Source organism: Pedobacter jeongneungensis, from assembly GCF_000633455.1.
GTDB classification, from domain to species: Bacteria; Bacteroidota; Bacteroidia; order Sphingobacteriales; family Sphingobacteriaceae; genus Pedobacter; species Pedobacter jeongneungensis_A.
In genome coordinates this window covers 239,636-254,503 of sequence record NZ_AYMG01000038.1, presented here as the reverse complement: position 1 = coordinate 254,503, position 14,868 = coordinate 239,636, and the positions used below count along the sequence as shown (strand labels likewise).

The following is a 14,868-nucleotide window of genomic DNA, read 5'->3' as shown; positions in this document are numbered from 1 at the left end:
TGAATAGTCGAAAGATATTTTTATTCTATGGTACGGGAAGATTATTATCAAGCTTTTACGTCCGCCCTGGCTGAAATACATGACCTCTCAGACGCTCTCATAAATGCGCTAAGGCCCTTGGCAAACGAGCGGTCGTATAGGAAAAATCAATGCATTCTAAATGTTGGAGATGAACAGCAATCAATCTATTTCCTAATTGCTGGGTATGCTCGCGAGATTACTCCAAGTGAGGAACAGCGCAACGGGCAAACTACCTGGTTTTGGTTCGCTGGCGATTTCATCTTTCATAATGGTTTCTTTAGCAAGCAGTCTTCGGATATCGATATAGAAATTTACCACGATACAACAGTTGTTGAAATCAGTTATGAAAATTTGCTGCTTCTAATGCCTAAGTTTCCTGAAGTATTTATTCTGGGAGAAAAGTTACGGATGTACTATGACCGGTTTCGTAAACAACACACATCCGATTTGGTAAGTATAAGAAGATGGGAGCATTTTGAATTATTCTATTTACGCAACAGGTCACTGTTTAATATTGCCAGACACCGAGACATCGCATCTTTTCTTGGAATTAGAAACCATGGACTCAACAGGTATTTCAAAAACCAATAACCAGATTTATTGGCAACTATGGTCCCCTTAATCGGCGACAATGGTATAGTATTCTTTTTGGGAATAGTTTCGAAATTTGACTGACACAACAATTAAGTGTGCTTAAATCAGAAAGGAGTGCTGTGACAAAGATTCAAATGAGATGATGGGAGCGATGCGTTCCCGGTGGCGGATACCACATTATCGATTAACATTCAATCAGATATCATGAAAATTTTAAGAATTTCAAATATTTCAATTAAGCTTTCCCCAAAGTCTGCGGAATTTTTTCAACTCGTGTTGCATATCATTTTAGCCTCGCTTTTCGCCTATACGGCATATGAAAAGATTATGGGCCATGAACGGTTTATGAATGGTATTGCGAAAGTTGAATTAATCGGAAGATTTGCCGTTTTCATTAGCTGGGTAGTTCCGATTGCCGAGCTTTTGATTGCAGTGCTGGTGTTGGTACCGGAAATTGCAAAAATGGGACTTTGGTGCTTTTTGGGACTAATGATAATTTTTACAACGTATATTTTGATCGCATTGATCTGGGCGAGTAAGCTGCCATGTCATTGTGGGGGTGTCATCGAAACCCTAACCTGGACGGAGCATCTGTGGTTTAACATTGGATTTATCCTGTTGGCCATTATAGCACTCCGTCTGGAGAAATCCTTAAATTAATAAATAATAAAAATTAAATTTCAAATTATGAAAAATTTTAAAAAAATGATCATGGGCTTCGCAGCTGTAGCTCTGATTGTAGTTGGGAGTGCATTCAAACCAGCCTCAAATTCCAAACTTTTGACTTATCGCTATATCAATAATGGCACACAGTACGTCTTAGAACCATCTGCGGATCCTACGAACAATTGCGTTTCTAATAGTGCTCATCAGTGTGTGATTACAACAGATGAAAATAAGGGGTCATCTTTCAATTATGCAGACTTGCCCTCGGATGCTGAGCCTGTACCAGGTTCATCTGAAGGTACCTACAATCCATAGTAATTGGCTTTTGTAAAAAAAAAACGGCAGAAATAATATTTTTCTGCCGTTCCTATTTCACTGTCTAGAATGCTGATTCGATCATTTTCTTTAGAGCAAGGCCATTATCCAATCTGGGATCAGGAGCTCTTGAACTAACAGCTTCTCCATTTTTTTTAATAACAATTAATGTTGGAAAGTCGTAAATCTTGAAGTATTCAAGCAGTGGGTGTTGTCTTACTAAACCTGAAGTGTACAATAATAACTGATTTGGATTCGTGTAACCTCCATCTTCTAAACCAAGTTTAAATCTGGGTAGATCATCAGTATTTATACTAACAAAAACTACATCCCTATTCTCAAAATAATTTTGTACTTTTTCAAGGTATGGTGACATTTTTAAACACCCCGAACATCCTAAAAACCAAAAGTCTAGTACCAAAACTTTTCCTTTTAAGTTGTTTAAAGAAACAGTTTTGCCATCAATATCCGTTAGAGTAAAGTTTTGTTTGTCAAATGTGTTAAGCCGATTCAGCCACATTGCCAACTCATCTTTGACTGCGGTCAATGTAATTAATTTCTTTGCTTCTTCCAGAAAGGCTAACGTATCATTTTGATATTTTCCACCTGTTAAAAAAAATGTTAAGAATAAATAATCTCTTGTAGGACCTGAATAATTATTTTTAATTTTTTGAAATAATTCGAGCATAGAAACATTGTATGTTAGGTTCCCAAGATCAAATTTTCCAATGATTAGCTTCAAGTAATTTGATTTATAAAGATATCGAATGTATTGACCTAACATTTCTGATGACGGATTTATACCTTCAGGAATTTGCAAGTCATTCGAATATTTTGTTTTTACAAAATCTATTATCCCCTTATTTCTTATGGGGTATGTCAACGCATAAGTGGATAATAACGAGTTTAAGTGTGAATATTTCTGGTAATACCAAGAATCTAGATATACACGGTTATAGATATATGGTGAAAAGTTATTTTTATAGCTCTGTAAAATAGTTAATTTACTGACCCAAAGTTGATCCAATAATTTACTTTCCAGTGCATTTGCATCATAAAAATTTTCTTTGTTTCCCAAATCACGAACTCTTGCTAAACCTCCTTCCGAAATCGACTGTGATTCCATCTGAAATTGGCAATTTAGCCTTTCAGATCCCTTTCCTTTGAATTGAATCCACTTCCCTCGAAGATTGATCGTTATATTTAGACTGTCATTATCTTCAAATAAAAATGGTTTATGCAGAACTTGATTATCCAATGCAAAAACCTCTTTATTAGTCGAACTAACAAAGTATGTTCCAATATAAAATGCATTCTTATATCCTTTAATTGTGGTTGAGAAATACCCTTTTGAATCGACAGAACAGAGAATTTTTTTGGACTGGTTCACTTGGGGTGATATATAATCTTGGTATACTTCAAAACAAATGTTTTTGATATCTAAATTTGCCACATTATGTACGATAGTTCCTTTGATTATTACATCAGCTTGGACGCTTACTGCTACATTTAATATTGTAAATGTTAATATTAATTTCCTTAAAAATAGCCTCATCATCTTAAATTTTGTTGAATTCCACTAGCGTTTATCTCATCATCAGGAATTGGGAAAGTGTAGAGGGAACTGTTTGGAGCTAATATATATTCCGCTCCATTTAAAGATCGTTTAAGAATTATTCCCATCCCACTTTTATTGAGCCGTCGTAAATCTGGCCACCTTAAGTTTCTCCAAACAAGTTCTTTTCTCCTTTCGACAAGTATTTTTGTTAGCGCTTCTGTGGCGGAATTTGCTACAGTAGGTACAAAGTTGCCCGTAGCATATCGTTTAACTAATAGCTGGTTCAGGGTGAATAGTGCATTTGCAGTTTCTCCATTTCGCGCCTGGCATTCTGCTTTTGTTAAAAAAAGCTCATCGGTTGCTATGCCAGAAAAACCATAATTGCCAGTACTACCATAATACCCACGCTTCATACTATAATTTCCATTACTCATCCTTTCAAAAAATATACTTAGTCGGAGATCTTTGGTGTCATAAAGTTTTATGAGATCTGGAGATACCCTTACCCTGGTATTTATGTTTCTTGGTATTGTAATCTCATAAGTTGATACTTGAGAGCTATTTAAAATTAGTTCGTCATGAGTAAATGAAAATGGGGTGCCAGAAGTTTGAGAAAGACTATTATAATCAATTAATTTATTATATTCAGCCAAAGCTAAATCCGTAAATTTTGAAGCTTCTTTGTAGAGATTCATGTTCAGGTAAATTCTTGATAGGAGGCCAAACGCTGCAGCTTTGCAAGGCATGTAGCGATTTGTAATAGGAAATGTGGCTGTAAGTAGATCACCCGACTCTATTAAATCAGTTAATATTCTTGCATAGCATTCAGCAACACTTGACCTTGGTAAAATTTCATCGACACCAGGAGTTAACCGCAGTGGTATACCCAAATCTTCAGATGCGGTTGAGGGATCATATGGTGGCGCAAAATTTTGAAGCAAATCATAAAATGCTGCAGAGCGCACGTACAATGCCCAGCCTCTTATTTGATTATACTTTGAAATATCAGTCCGCGGATTAATTTCCGCTAAACCTTTGAGGATGTTGTTCGCATAAAAAATTGAGCTGTAAGGTTCATTCCAGTCTGGTCGCGATTGTTCACCTGCAAATAAATCCCTTGCCCATATATATGAGTTCCTTTCTGTGGCTGTCCCTGTACTCTGCCATGAAGCATAGTCCGTAAACTCATAATCGTCGCATGCCATTTGACCAAGAGCTCCTGTTTTATATATTACAGGACTATTAAGCATTGCCTCAAAATCTCCTAATGTCGTAGGAACGACGAGACTGGTTTTGGGCTTTTCATTTAGAAAATCATCCTTGCAACTAAGTAATATTATAGTACAACACAGAATAACAAAAATATTAAATTTATTTTTCATCTCAAGAAAGTTTAAAAAGTGGTTTTTAATCCGAATGCAATGCTTGTTTGTTGATCGATCAATTGGCTATCAGGATCTATATTGTGATTATTTGCTCGCCACAAAATACCCAGGTTGTTTACATAACAAAAAAGATTGAGTTGCTTGACACCAACTTGTTTGAATGGCTGATTGATGGTGTAAGCAATACGGAGATCTTTAAATCGGATGTGGTCACCACGCTCAACTAGTTTATCTGAATAAACATAAAGGTTTGTTCTGTTCAATATCGCAGGGTAAACTAAAGCTGGTATGTTTGTATTAGCTTCATCACCAGAACTTTTCCATCGCTGAAGATAATCTGTAGTATAATAAGATCCATTATAGAGGTTTGTATTGTTCAACGAGTTTCTCCTGAAATAGTAGCCACCCTTAAATGTGATGTTAAGGGATAATTCAATATGTTTCCAGCTAAATGTATTCATTACAGCTCCAAATAATGTAGGGCTTCCTGATCCATGAAAAGTTAGGTCGTTCCTATTGTTTGAATTGGCAATACCAGCATAATCTCTACTCACGACTCCATTTAGATAACCTTGTGGATTTCCCGCGTTATCGAGATTGCTGGTTGGGTAACTGAAAATTGCATTTACTGGATAACCTAGCATCGGAGTATATGCAATTGACATTACCAACGCACTATTACTATTTGGTGCTTTTCCATAGGAGGTTATATGATCTTTGACTAAATTTAGAAGGAACCCTGTTTTCCAATTCAGTTGACCTCTGGTGTTAGTGGTTTGCAGACTGAAGTCCCATCCATAGGTTTTTAGACTGGCCGAGTTTCCACGGTATTGTGTAATGCCGGTCTGCGGCGCCACAAAAGAAAAGCCAATTAAGTCTTTTGCATTTTTGATGTAAAAATCAACGCTACCTGATATCCGACTGCCCTTTGTGGCGAAATCTAAACCCAGGTTTAGGTTGGCTATTTTTTCCCAGACCAGTGAGGGATTTGGAGGATTTTGGATATTGGCAGGCAGCTGGCCATAAATATTTGCCACATTATCAATTATTGCGGTTAGGTAAGCCGAGGTTGACTGATCTGAATTACCATTATAGCCATAAGTCATTCTCCACTTTAAATATTGAGGTAGAAAAGCTGGATAGAAGTATTCTGATGAAGCAAGCCAAGACAGACCCGCACTCCACAACGGAACACCTTTCTGATTACTCTTTACACCGAATATGTTAGCCTCATCTTTACGGGCGCTTAGCGATAGATGATATTTCCTGCGAAAACCGTAATCTAAATTACCATACAGAGACCTGTTGCGCTCTACACTGCCATAATTGTAAATGCCCGTTTGAATTTGGGAAGTGGTAGTATTGTAGAAATAAGTGTTGAATTTTGTAAAGTCGATCAGCTGGTTCAGTGCGGTTTGTGTATCATTGTTGTAGCCATATAGTGTATAGGCTGCACTATTGGAAACATTTTCTCTAATCTCACCTCCGAATAGTCCATTTAGCTCATGATTCTCACTAAAGTTTTTACTATAAATGAATTGTAAACGGCCAAAGTTGCTCTGATAGCCAGAACTGGTACGCGCAAGTATATCGCCTATAGGTAAAGGTCGGGTAACTATGCCTGTGCTTGAATTAATTGATGAAAGTGTATTGACCTGTTGGCGTACATAATAAGAATTTTGACCGTCCAATACGTCGTTTACCGTTTTACCCTGCTGATAAAGATAGTTGGCCGATACTTTCAGCCCTTTCAAAATTTGGTAAGTTAATTGTGTATTTAAACGATAATCACTGATTTTCGTGGTTGAATTCTGCAAATCTTCGTTCAACGGGCGGTATAGCCAGTCCAGCAGTTTTCCATTTCCCGCACTTTGTGCATAAGGGAGACGTAATACTCCATCGGTCACGGCAAGCGCATTTCCATTATCATCAGCAACGTTTTCGTATGGGTATCGTGGGATGTAGGCACGCGAATTAAAACCAGATTGACTTTGGGTTAAAGCAAGACCAATTACCATCTCCAATCTGTTGTTTAGTAAATTAAAAATATTATTGGCATTCAAAGTTTTACGATTGTTTGATGAACTGTTGCGGTCACCTAGAGACTTATCCAAACCCGTCGAAATAAAATAATTATGATTGCTGCTACCTCCATCAAGGCTCAATTGATATTGTTGCGCAACTGGTTGGCGGTAAAAGTAATTCTCCCATTGCTCAATCGAATTATAACGTGATAAAGAATCGAGCATTTGGTTCATCCTCGATTCGCTAATATTGTTTAACCTTCTGCTGAGCATGATTTCTACCGCAGGGGATAACGTGGCAAAACCATTACTAATGGTCGAGTTGAATTTTCCTTTATTAAACAGGTCGCGTTCTACCTCAATATATTCGCCACTACTTAATCTTTCTTGACTACTTAAATTAGCTTTTTCCGACACCTTGATATTTGCGTTGAGACTTACATTTACCTTCTGGGTCAATCTCCCTTTTTTTGTGGTGATTACGATAACTCCATTCCCTGCAAGTGTACCCCAAATGGATGCGGCAGCTGCGTCTTTCAAAACAGTTATATTTTCTATGTCATTAGGGTTAATATTACTTAAGTCTCCCTGATAAGGAAAATTGTCAAGTATTATTAAAGGATTTGCATTGCCTAATATTGTACTTCGTCCACGGATGGATAGCGATGAGCTGCTCGCCCCTGTACCTGATGGATTGGTTTTATTAAATATTAAGCTATTTGTTACTCCATCTAATCGGTCTAATATATTCTGTCCAACACTTCTATTGATAAGCGTGTTATCTATTTGAGTAAAACTTCCTGTCGCTCTTTCTTTTGGGATATTTTGATATCCTGTCGAGATAACTGAAACTTCATCAAGTGTTCGTTCCATCTCAGAGAGAACTATATTTAATTCGGTACGATTTGATTTAGAAAAATAAGTTTCTTGTGACTTGAATCCTAATGAGCTTATAATAACTGCGCCGGATTCGGGTACCGCTGTTAATTTGAATAATCCGTTATTATCTGCAAACGCTGCAAGTGTCGAGCCTTTGATTTTTATAGTAGCGTTTGGGATGGGCTCTCCTTTTTCATCTTTTACACTCCCTCTTACTTCATTATTTGCTGAGCTGCTTGAAGTCATAGGCACTTTTTTCTGAAAAGGGTTTAGAAATATTGTCTTGTCTATAATTTCGAAACTAATTTGTCTGGGTTCAAACATTTTCTTCAGAACCTCGCTCAACGGTTCTGATTTTACGACGATGTCTATTCTCAAATCCTCATCTAGTGTGTTTTTATTGTACCAAAAATCGAATCCACTCTGTGCTTCGATTTTATTCATAACAGACTTTAATGTCGCCTGTTTTACGTTTACCGAAATACTCTGCGCTTTAGATTCAGCGGTCAAAAATAACGCTAACAGTATTGTGAAGATGCTGCAACGGCTAAATAAACTTTTAAGGTATCTCCAGCATGAACCCGAAAAATTCACACCTGTAGGGGAATAAAGATTTTTTTGGTCGTGTTTTCTTCTCTGATGATAAAAAATCATACTTTTGTTTGGTTTGGTTAATAAAATGTTAGGTTGGTACTTGATGTCAAATTCTCCAGACTTTGCCGGCGGTGTTCTTCGAAAACACCGCCGGCTTTTTTATCTGGAATCATTAACTAAAATTAAATCTCAAATTTTCTACATAGGCATTTGTTTTTTTGGTTTGGTAATAGGTAAGTTGATTATAGGGGAGCAATTGACAATATGTTTTTTCCGGATACGTTATCGACTTTAAATTTTATACCACTTAATTTGAGCAGTCTGAGTAGGGTTGCTAGATTGGATTTTCTCGAAATTCCCCCTGTCAACTGGATGTCCGGAACGCTACTTTCGTATTTCACCTGGATATCGTACCACCTTTCTGCTTCCGAAAGTATTGTCTCTAAATTTGCATTTTGAAATTTTAGCTTACCATTTTTCCAGGCTACCACCAGTGAAGTATCTACAGAGGTTTTAGTAAGATAATCACTATGATTGATTGATTGGTTTCCAGGAACCAATATCAATGGTAAATGTCTGGTTTTGTTGTTGGTAGCTAACTTCAGGCTTATCGAACCCTCTAATAAGGTTGTCTTAATGTTTTCTGAGTTAGCGTTTATGTCGAACCTTGTACCCAAAACCATAACATCCTGATTCTGGGTAGTTACAACAAAGGGATGCTTTGTGTCTTTCGCTACCTCAAAGTAGGCTTGGCCGCTAACCAACTTTACCCTTCTTTCAACCCGCTCTCTAAAAGTTGATGGATATTGTAATACTGTAGCGGCGTTTAGCCAGACTTTGGTGCCGTCGGACAACACAATTTTATATTCTCCACCATTTGGAGTGGAGATTGTTTGAAACGCTCCAGTTTCATTAATATTTACCTTTGAGCCATCATTATAGGTTAAATCTAAGCCGCTTATCTTTACCTCTTTTTGATTCTTATCTAGGTTGATCGTTCGGCCATTTGAAAATGTAATCAGCGCTGCATTTCCTTTTGGGAAAATATTTTCTGCAAGTACCAGGTTGCCTGTTGTGTGTGTTTCATTTTTTTGTATAATAAGATAAATACCCAAGGCTATTACTGCTGCTGCTGCTGATGTGACGGCAATAGCTAATTTTTTATATTTTGCCCTGGTATTTTTAACGGGCAGGTTTCCTGCAATTTCTTTCTTGAGTGTCTTTAGTTTTTCAAAAGAAATTTCCACGCTTTGCTCGTTAAAGGCGAAAAATGATTCTTCCACTAATACCCTTTCAATCTCGGTACATTCCCCTGAATTATATTTTTTTAAAAGCGCAAAAGCTTGTTCGTTGTCCATTCAGATCCATTTGATTTTGAACTGGTACGAGTTGCTTAATGAGATGTCAAGATTCTTATGAAATAATTATAGTATTATGGAGATTATGTCTCCGAACTTAGTTCTGAAAATTTTGAGTGTATTGGATATTTGTGATGAAACGTTGCTTTCGCTGATTTTTAGTTTCTGAGCAATTTCTTTATTGCTCAGATGTTCCTTTCTACTTAATTCGAAAACCTGACGCATTTTATCCGGCAAGGATTGAATTTGTTTTTCAATGTAATTGGCAAGCTCTTTTTCTCGCACGATATGATCAGTTTTTTCATCTGCCGTGCTTTCATATGTTTTTAGAAAATCGAGATATTTGTTTTTTACTTTTTGATGTGCAAAGTAATCCAGCATCCTGCTTCTGATAGAGATGTAGAGATATGAAGAGAGTTTACCGGTTTCTGAAAGTGATTCTCTTTTGCTCCATAAGGTTATGAAAAGTTCCTGTACAAAGTCTTTCGAAAGCTCCTCGTCTCCAATTTTTTTATAAGCAAAAATATACATCAAATAGAAGTAGCGGTTGTAAATTTCCGTGTATGCGGAATGGCTTCCGTTTTTCAGCTGGATTAATAAGTCCTTATCGTAAAGAATTTGATATTCTGACATGCTTGCTATTTTTGATAACAAGCCACAATAGAACAGCGGCACCAATATTTTGCAACAATAGGGTCGGCACTCGCAAAGTCTAACGCCAACTGGCTCTGGTAAGCCAACCATTTCATACGAAATGGTTTCACACGTTAAACATAAGCGAGCACCGACCCTATTTTATAGGGTATAGATGCATCACTTACGCTCGCGTGAAATTTACCAGATTCGTTGGCGAGGCTTGTAAGCAGTTCTTTATATTTTAAAAGAGAACTGCAAAGTTATTAATATTTTAAAACTTTAAGTATTTATTGCTACATAACAAATATTGGCATTTTAGTGTGGATAAAAAACGCAAAAATTGGATAATTTATACTATCTTTGTAATTAGAAAAGTCCTTAAATCCTATGCAGAATCCGATTAATACAATTCCTAATTCTAAGCTTAGAATCTTCAGAGAATTAAATAATTTCACACAAAAATATGTTGGAGAGGATATTTTAGGTATAAGTCAGAATACCTATTCTAGACTTGAACACAATCCAAAAAGAATAAATAAGACTCAGGCCGAAAAATTAGCAGAGTTGTATAATATAACAATCACACAATTATTGTCTGATGACACTCCAGTTGTTAGCTTTCATAATAATACAATAGATAAGGCATTCATTCAAAACTATTATGAAACTCAAAAAGAATTAATTGATACTGTAATCCTTGAAAAAGATAAGCAGATTGAATTTTTAAAGACTGAATTAGAGTTTTCGAAAAAACAGTATTTCGATTTAATTGCCAAAATATCTGATAGGATTTAGCAATCGATATTAGATAGCTCAACTAGAATTATGATTTTTAATCATTTATCCATTAAAATAATATCGTATTAGTAATGTTATGTAATTATACGTGTTTAATGATGCTACGCATCAGAAACATTGTTTAATATATGATGGAAATAATTATCTAGATTGTAGCTTCGTCTCTGTTAGGGCTTGAAACCTAGTGCTTGATGATTTCCCAATTCATTCGATAAGCAGACGATATCTACAATCATCCATAATATCAAAGTTGAAAAAAAGTTATCCTATATTTTTGTTATGATGATGACAGTTTTGCAAGGCACGGAAGCATAATATTTAGTCTTTAGCATTGCGGGGCTTGCAGTAAGTATCCTGTATGTTATGAAGATATAAAAGTTGATGATGGGATTTTATGTGAGAATATTAATAACAGCGAATAATTTTCTATTGAATATTGTAGACGAAGCGATAGACGCTTCTATAGACGTACTTAATAATCAAAAACACTAAGTTCTTCCGAATATGATGTTGAGTGTGCTGCTGTCTTTTGAGGCTTTCCAGATCAAATAACTACCTTATCTTTCCAATGATTGATATTCTTTGTTATAATATGGCAAGGTAAATCTCTCATAGTTAAATATCATTTGGGACCATTCCCAAAATCTCCATGGCTTTAAGCTAAAAGTTCTATAAAGGGTTTTATTGGGATTGCCTGGGTTCTCTATTTTGAATCGTTGAAATCTAATCTTGCAAACTTCGTAATCTAAACTTTTACCTGACTGTTCTTGGTACTTGAAACTTCCATCTTTATTTCGATAACTATAATTTTCTCGAAAAAAGAATGCAAGTGGGGGTAGATTGGCGATAGCGACCAGTCCTAAGACAGCGAACAATATGATTTTTGTTTTTCTTTTCATAATGTATTTTTTAATAACATTCCCCTTTACTAGCTGGAACTCTTCCACCTCCCTGATTAATGTCTGAGTTTGGATTACTAGCTTTTTGCGTTCGCAGAGCATTTGCCATACCTGTAGGTGTTCTTGCATAGCCTGCACCCCCTGGGCCACTAATTCCTATTGTTGTTGTAGGATCTGGGATCGGAATATCACTAGCCTGACCGGCTCCGTATACAAACGCTGAACAGTTAAAATCTGTAAAATGATACCGCTCGGGCGGATTGCTTAAATATTCTATGACCTTCTGAAAGCTTTCACTGTTAACGTAATAAGTAGAACTAATGTTATATTTAATATCACCATTATCCAGGATCTGAGATTTTGAGTCAAGTTTTTCTAATCCAGATCCCGTAGGATAGAATCCTATGGTTTGGGTGATGGTTGTGTTGCCGCTTGTTTTACTAAGGGATATGGCAACGTGACCAAAACTGTTTGATCCAACGTTGAATGAGGTTCCAGGCTGGGGTTCTATTACATAAACCTTGACCACAAATGCTGCATTTGGACTAGTGATTTGTGAAAAGCAATCCATCATTTTCTTTGGATCGACTTTATTATTGTTTTCCCCAGGCAGGTTAGAAGGGGCAGGAGCCTCGGGTGTGGGGTTTGTTGCAGATGAACTGCCACCCCCGCCGCCACCGCCCGAACTTTCTCCGCCGGAAGATACGCCACCGCCTCCCCAAAAACCTGTACCGTCATCGTAAAATGAATAGCTGCAGACTCTCTCCGAATGGACCGTGAAATCTCCATTGCCATCAACATAACTGTCCTGGTACCACGCGCAGCTTTCGATAACCTGCATTCTCATTAGTTTTCCCTGAACACCTTTAAGCGGATTGAGATCGCCAAGAGTACTCATCTTTTGTTTCTCGAAATGCTCTTTTGGCCCTATATCTCCCACCTGTTTGCCTTCGCTATAGATCTGCCCTCCTGTTAATTTACATGAGGTATCGTACTCGAATATCCTTCCTGTGAAGTTTGATGGATGAACATTGCCTTTTTGCAGATAAATTGCATCTGGTATGATCTCCAGAATTCGCGCCTCAATTTCATTGGTTTTATCGTTCCGCTTTATGGCGAGCTGCCGGTAGCCTTGCTTAATACCCTGGTATATTGGCTGACCGGAAAGGTTAATCGTCCAGATATTGCCATTTTTTCTTTCGGTATTGCTTGCACTTTTCCAGTCTAATTCCGTATTTGTTAGGTGTGGATTTGTTTGCGTCAGGTTATTTTGTTCCTGCTCGATATATGCCTTGGCATCTGCTAAGGTCAGGGTGGATTTTGCATCTCCGGGAAGTGGTGGTAACTGTTCGGTCACGTCTTTTTTGCAGGCATAGACCGTGAGCGTGATGAGTATGAAAATTTTGAGTTTTGTTTTCATGATAATATTTTTAGGTGTAAAATCATGTTAATTTTGTATGCTGTTTTGTGTCACCTGACACAATCCGAGTTTTTTCCGATGAATTCTGGACAATGTTTCCCTACTAATTCCGAGGTAGGAAGCGATGTTATTTTGAGTCGTTTGCTGTTCGATATCAGGGTGTTTTTCGATCAGCATCTCATATCGGTTTTCCGGGGTTTGGGTGCGCAGGAAAAGTGCCCTTTCTTCACTTAGCAAATAATATTTCTGAGTAACAATCCGGCCAAGCAAATTGCCTTCTTCGAAATCAGCATAATAACTGTTCAACTGGTTCCAGGTTAATGACTGGAGCTTGCAGTCTTCGAGTACTTCTATGTACTCATAAGCAGGTTTTTGGGTGAAAAAGCTATAAACCGAGATCATCAGGTCTCCTTTCCCCATAAACCATGTAGTACATTCTTTTCCGTTGTTGTCTATGAAATAGGCGCGAAGGAAACCACAGCGGATGAAGTATATCCTTCGGGCTGTTTCACCTGGTTTGAGCAGTAACTGTTTTTTTCTAAATGTCTCGGTTATAGCCTCTTTGTTTACACGCTTTTGGAAAGGTGCGGGAAGGGGAATGATGAAGCCCAGCATTTCTAAAAGATCGGCCTCATTTCTTGGATGATTTTTCATGCATTGTCGATTGTGTCACAAATCAACTTTTCATTGCATTTACCTGGCTAATATTGTCCTGTCGGAAGGAGGTACTTTTTTAACGGAATTTTTTCGCTTTTGTTTTGTGTGGTCCTTTGAAAAAATACTTTTTTGATATCTGATTGGCTGCTGCTCAAAATGTTAACCTAAACTAAATGGTCATGAAACTACAAAAACTATCAGAAAAACTGTATGCCGAGGTTTTGCCTCAAATTGAAGAAATTACCACTGTTCAACATTCACTTGAAAAGTTCAGAGATGGTTTGGCCATCGTTCAGAAAGCCCTGGTGCAGTTAAAGGTTGAACATTCCAAAACCGGTTTCGCAGATGAGGCGGAGGAGATTTACTTTTTTAAAAAAGGCAAGCCCCGGATTTATGCGCTGCTGATTTTCATCACTGAGCTTTATGCAATTGAGAACAGCATGCCGCTCCTGGGTAAGGATAAACAGATCTGCCATCTGGAGTCGCAGCTTCAGTTTATCAACAGGTTTTTCAGGCAAAATGAGTTCATCTATCAATACTACCGCCTAGGGGCGACTGACCTGGATGATCGGTACTTTACCAGAAATGGAGGTGGCCAGCTGGTTGGATTCGCAGAAGTTCCGGATGTTGACCCGTCTTTTTCAACTGTTGCAGATTACCTTTTTTCTAAGTTTATCGCCTATGAAAAATTGCAGGAATCTATCAAACAGGAAATCGTAATGCAGAAAGGTGGTGAAGAGGGGATGCACAAAAATGCTTTCAAAGATATCAAGTGGACAGGGGAGGCAGTCAATATGGTGGAACTGGTGTATGGGGTTTATGAAACGGGGCAGGTGAACGGAGGCAAGATCAGCCTGTCGGAACTCATGGAGTTTTTCAGTCACGCTTTTCAGGTAAATATCTCCGGATACTTCAAACGTTTTGCCGATATCAAAAGGCGTAAATCGATGAGCAAAACCCGTTATCTTGATGAGATGCAACAGCTCGTATCCAAACGTATTGAAGACAGCGATGCCTGGATCCCAGAGGATCAACGGAGCCGTTATGGCTTTTAAGTGTATACT

The 14,868-nt window shown here is 37.6% G+C and carries 13 protein-coding genes; 5 read left to right on the top strand and 8 right to left on the bottom strand.

Annotated elements, in window-relative coordinates:
- Positions 1–27 precede the first annotated feature (27 nt).
- The 3 genes from U859_RS0128415 (at position 28) to U859_RS0128405 (ending at position 1,596) form a co-directional block, all read left to right on the top strand.
- On the top strand, positions 28–612 hold the full coding sequence (locus U859_RS0128415; protein ID WP_025146603.1) for a Crp/Fnr family transcriptional regulator: 585 nt from the start codon (positions 28–30) through the stop codon (positions 610–612).
- Between the two features lie 207 nt (positions 613–819).
- Positions 820–1,275 (top strand): MauE/DoxX family redox-associated membrane protein, encoded by a 456-nt coding sequence (locus tag U859_RS0128410; RefSeq protein ID WP_025146602.1) that lies wholly within the window; start codon positions 820–822, stop codon positions 1,273–1,275.
- Positions 1,276–1,302: 27 nt separating this feature from the next.
- A complete protein-coding gene (locus U859_RS0128405) occupies positions 1,303–1,596 on the top strand; it encodes a hypothetical protein (RefSeq protein WP_025146601.1) in 294 nt (97 codons plus the stop codon).
- 64 nt (positions 1,597–1,660) lie between these two features.
- Here U859_RS0128405 and U859_RS0128400 read toward each other — a convergent pair whose 3' ends face one another.
- The 5 genes from U859_RS0128400 to U859_RS0128375 all read right to left on the bottom strand — a co-directional run bounded on the left by U859_RS0128400 (position 1,661) and on the right by U859_RS0128375 (position 10,027).
- The gene (locus tag U859_RS0128400) at positions 1,661–3,154 is read right to left on the bottom strand and encodes a TlpA family protein disulfide reductase (protein ID WP_084153176.1); all 1,494 of its coding nucleotides are present in this window, start codon (positions 3,152–3,154) and stop codon (positions 1,661–1,663) included.
- A complete protein-coding gene (locus tag U859_RS0128395) occupies positions 3,151–4,536 on the bottom strand; it encodes a RagB/SusD family nutrient uptake outer membrane protein (RefSeq protein WP_025146599.1) in 1,386 nt (461 codons plus the stop codon). Before U859_RS0128395 ends, U859_RS0128400 begins: the two co-directional genes overlap by 4 nt.
- A gap of 11 nt (positions 4,537–4,547) precedes the next feature.
- Positions 4,548–7,886: a SusC/RagA family TonB-linked outer membrane protein gene (locus tag U859_RS0128390; protein ID WP_162800076.1), complete on the bottom strand. Its 3,339-nt coding sequence runs from the start codon at positions 7,884–7,886 to the stop codon at positions 4,548–4,550.
- 392 nt (positions 7,887–8,278) lie between these two features.
- The gene (locus U859_RS0128380; protein WP_025146597.1) at positions 8,279–9,394 is read right to left on the bottom strand and encodes a FecR family protein; all 1,116 of its coding nucleotides are present in this window, start codon (positions 9,392–9,394) and stop codon (positions 8,279–8,281) included.
- Positions 9,395–9,460: 66 nt separating this feature from the next.
- Positions 9,461–10,027: an RNA polymerase sigma factor gene (locus U859_RS0128375; RefSeq protein ID WP_025146596.1), complete on the bottom strand. Its 567-nt coding sequence runs from the start codon at positions 10,025–10,027 to the stop codon at positions 9,461–9,463.
- Positions 10,028–10,417: 390 nt separating this feature from the next.
- On the opposite strand from U859_RS0128375, the gene U859_RS0128370 reads away from it, so the two are divergent.
- Positions 10,418–10,825 (top strand): helix-turn-helix domain-containing protein, encoded by a 408-nt coding sequence (locus U859_RS0128370; protein ID WP_025146595.1) that lies wholly within the window; start codon positions 10,418–10,420, stop codon positions 10,823–10,825.
- Positions 10,826–11,385: 560 nt separating this feature from the next.
- Here the strand turns inward: U859_RS0128370 and U859_RS0128365 are convergent.
- From U859_RS0128365 to U859_RS0128355, 3 genes are read right to left on the bottom strand one after another with little or no spacing between them, the layout of a single operon-like run.
- On the bottom strand, positions 11,386–11,727 hold the full coding sequence (locus tag U859_RS0128365; RefSeq protein WP_025146594.1) for a hypothetical protein: 342 nt from the start codon (positions 11,725–11,727) through the stop codon (positions 11,386–11,388).
- 10 nt (positions 11,728–11,737) lie between these two features.
- Positions 11,738–13,147 (bottom strand): hypothetical protein, encoded by a 1,410-nt coding sequence (locus U859_RS0128360; protein WP_025146593.1) that lies wholly within the window; start codon positions 13,145–13,147, stop codon positions 11,738–11,740.
- A gap of 27 nt (positions 13,148–13,174) precedes the next feature.
- Positions 13,175–13,801, bottom strand: a complete 627-nt coding sequence (locus tag U859_RS0128355; RefSeq protein ID WP_025146592.1) for a Crp/Fnr family transcriptional regulator — start codon at positions 13,799–13,801, stop codon at positions 13,175–13,177.
- 182 nt (positions 13,802–13,983) lie between these two features.
- On the opposite strand from U859_RS0128355, the gene U859_RS0128350 reads away from it, so the two are divergent.
- Positions 13,984–14,859: an RteC domain-containing protein gene (locus U859_RS0128350; protein WP_025146591.1), complete on the top strand. Its 876-nt coding sequence runs from the start codon at positions 13,984–13,986 to the stop codon at positions 14,857–14,859.
- Positions 14,860–14,868: the final 9 nt, after the last annotated feature.

What these genes read in the sequence shown, in the direction of transcription:
- U859_RS0128415 (WP_025146603.1), top strand. Translation starts at nt 28, where the DNA reads ATGGTACGGGAAGATTATTATCAAGCTTTTACGTCCGCCCTGGCTGAA.
- U859_RS0128410 (WP_025146602.1), top strand. Translation starts at nt 820, where the DNA reads ATGAAAATTTTAAGAATTTCAAATATTTCAATTAAGCTTTCCCCAAAG.
- U859_RS0128405 (WP_025146601.1), top strand. Translation starts at nt 1,303, where the DNA reads ATGAAAAATTTTAAAAAAATGATCATGGGCTTCGCAGCTGTAGCTCTG.
- U859_RS0128400 (WP_084153176.1), bottom strand. Translation starts at nt 3,154, where the DNA reads ATGATGAGGCTATTTTTAAGGAAATTAATATTAACATTTACAATATTA.
- U859_RS0128395 (WP_025146599.1), bottom strand. Translation starts at nt 4,536, where the DNA reads ATGAAAAATAAATTTAATATTTTTGTTATTCTGTGTTGTACTATAATA.
- U859_RS0128390 (WP_162800076.1), bottom strand. Translation starts at nt 7,886, where the DNA reads ATGAATAAAATCGAAGCACAGAGTGGATTCGATTTTTGGTACAATAAA.
- U859_RS0128380 (WP_025146597.1), bottom strand. Translation starts at nt 9,394, where the DNA reads ATGGACAACGAACAAGCTTTTGCGCTTTTAAAAAAATATAATTCAGGG.
- U859_RS0128375 (WP_025146596.1), bottom strand. Translation starts at nt 10,027, where the DNA reads ATGTCAGAATATCAAATTCTTTACGATAAGGACTTATTAATCCAGCTG.
- U859_RS0128370 (WP_025146595.1), top strand. Translation starts at nt 10,418, where the DNA reads ATGCAGAATCCGATTAATACAATTCCTAATTCTAAGCTTAGAATCTTC.
- U859_RS0128365 (WP_025146594.1), bottom strand. Translation starts at nt 11,727, where the DNA reads ATGAAAAGAAAAACAAAAATCATATTGTTCGCTGTCTTAGGACTGGTC.
- U859_RS0128360 (WP_025146593.1), bottom strand. Translation starts at nt 13,147, where the DNA reads ATGAAAACAAAACTCAAAATTTTCATACTCATCACGCTCACGGTCTAT.
- U859_RS0128355 (WP_025146592.1), bottom strand. Translation starts at nt 13,801, where the DNA reads ATGAAAAATCATCCAAGAAATGAGGCCGATCTTTTAGAAATGCTGGGC.
- U859_RS0128350 (WP_025146591.1), top strand. Translation starts at nt 13,984, where the DNA reads ATGAAACTACAAAAACTATCAGAAAAACTGTATGCCGAGGTTTTGCCT.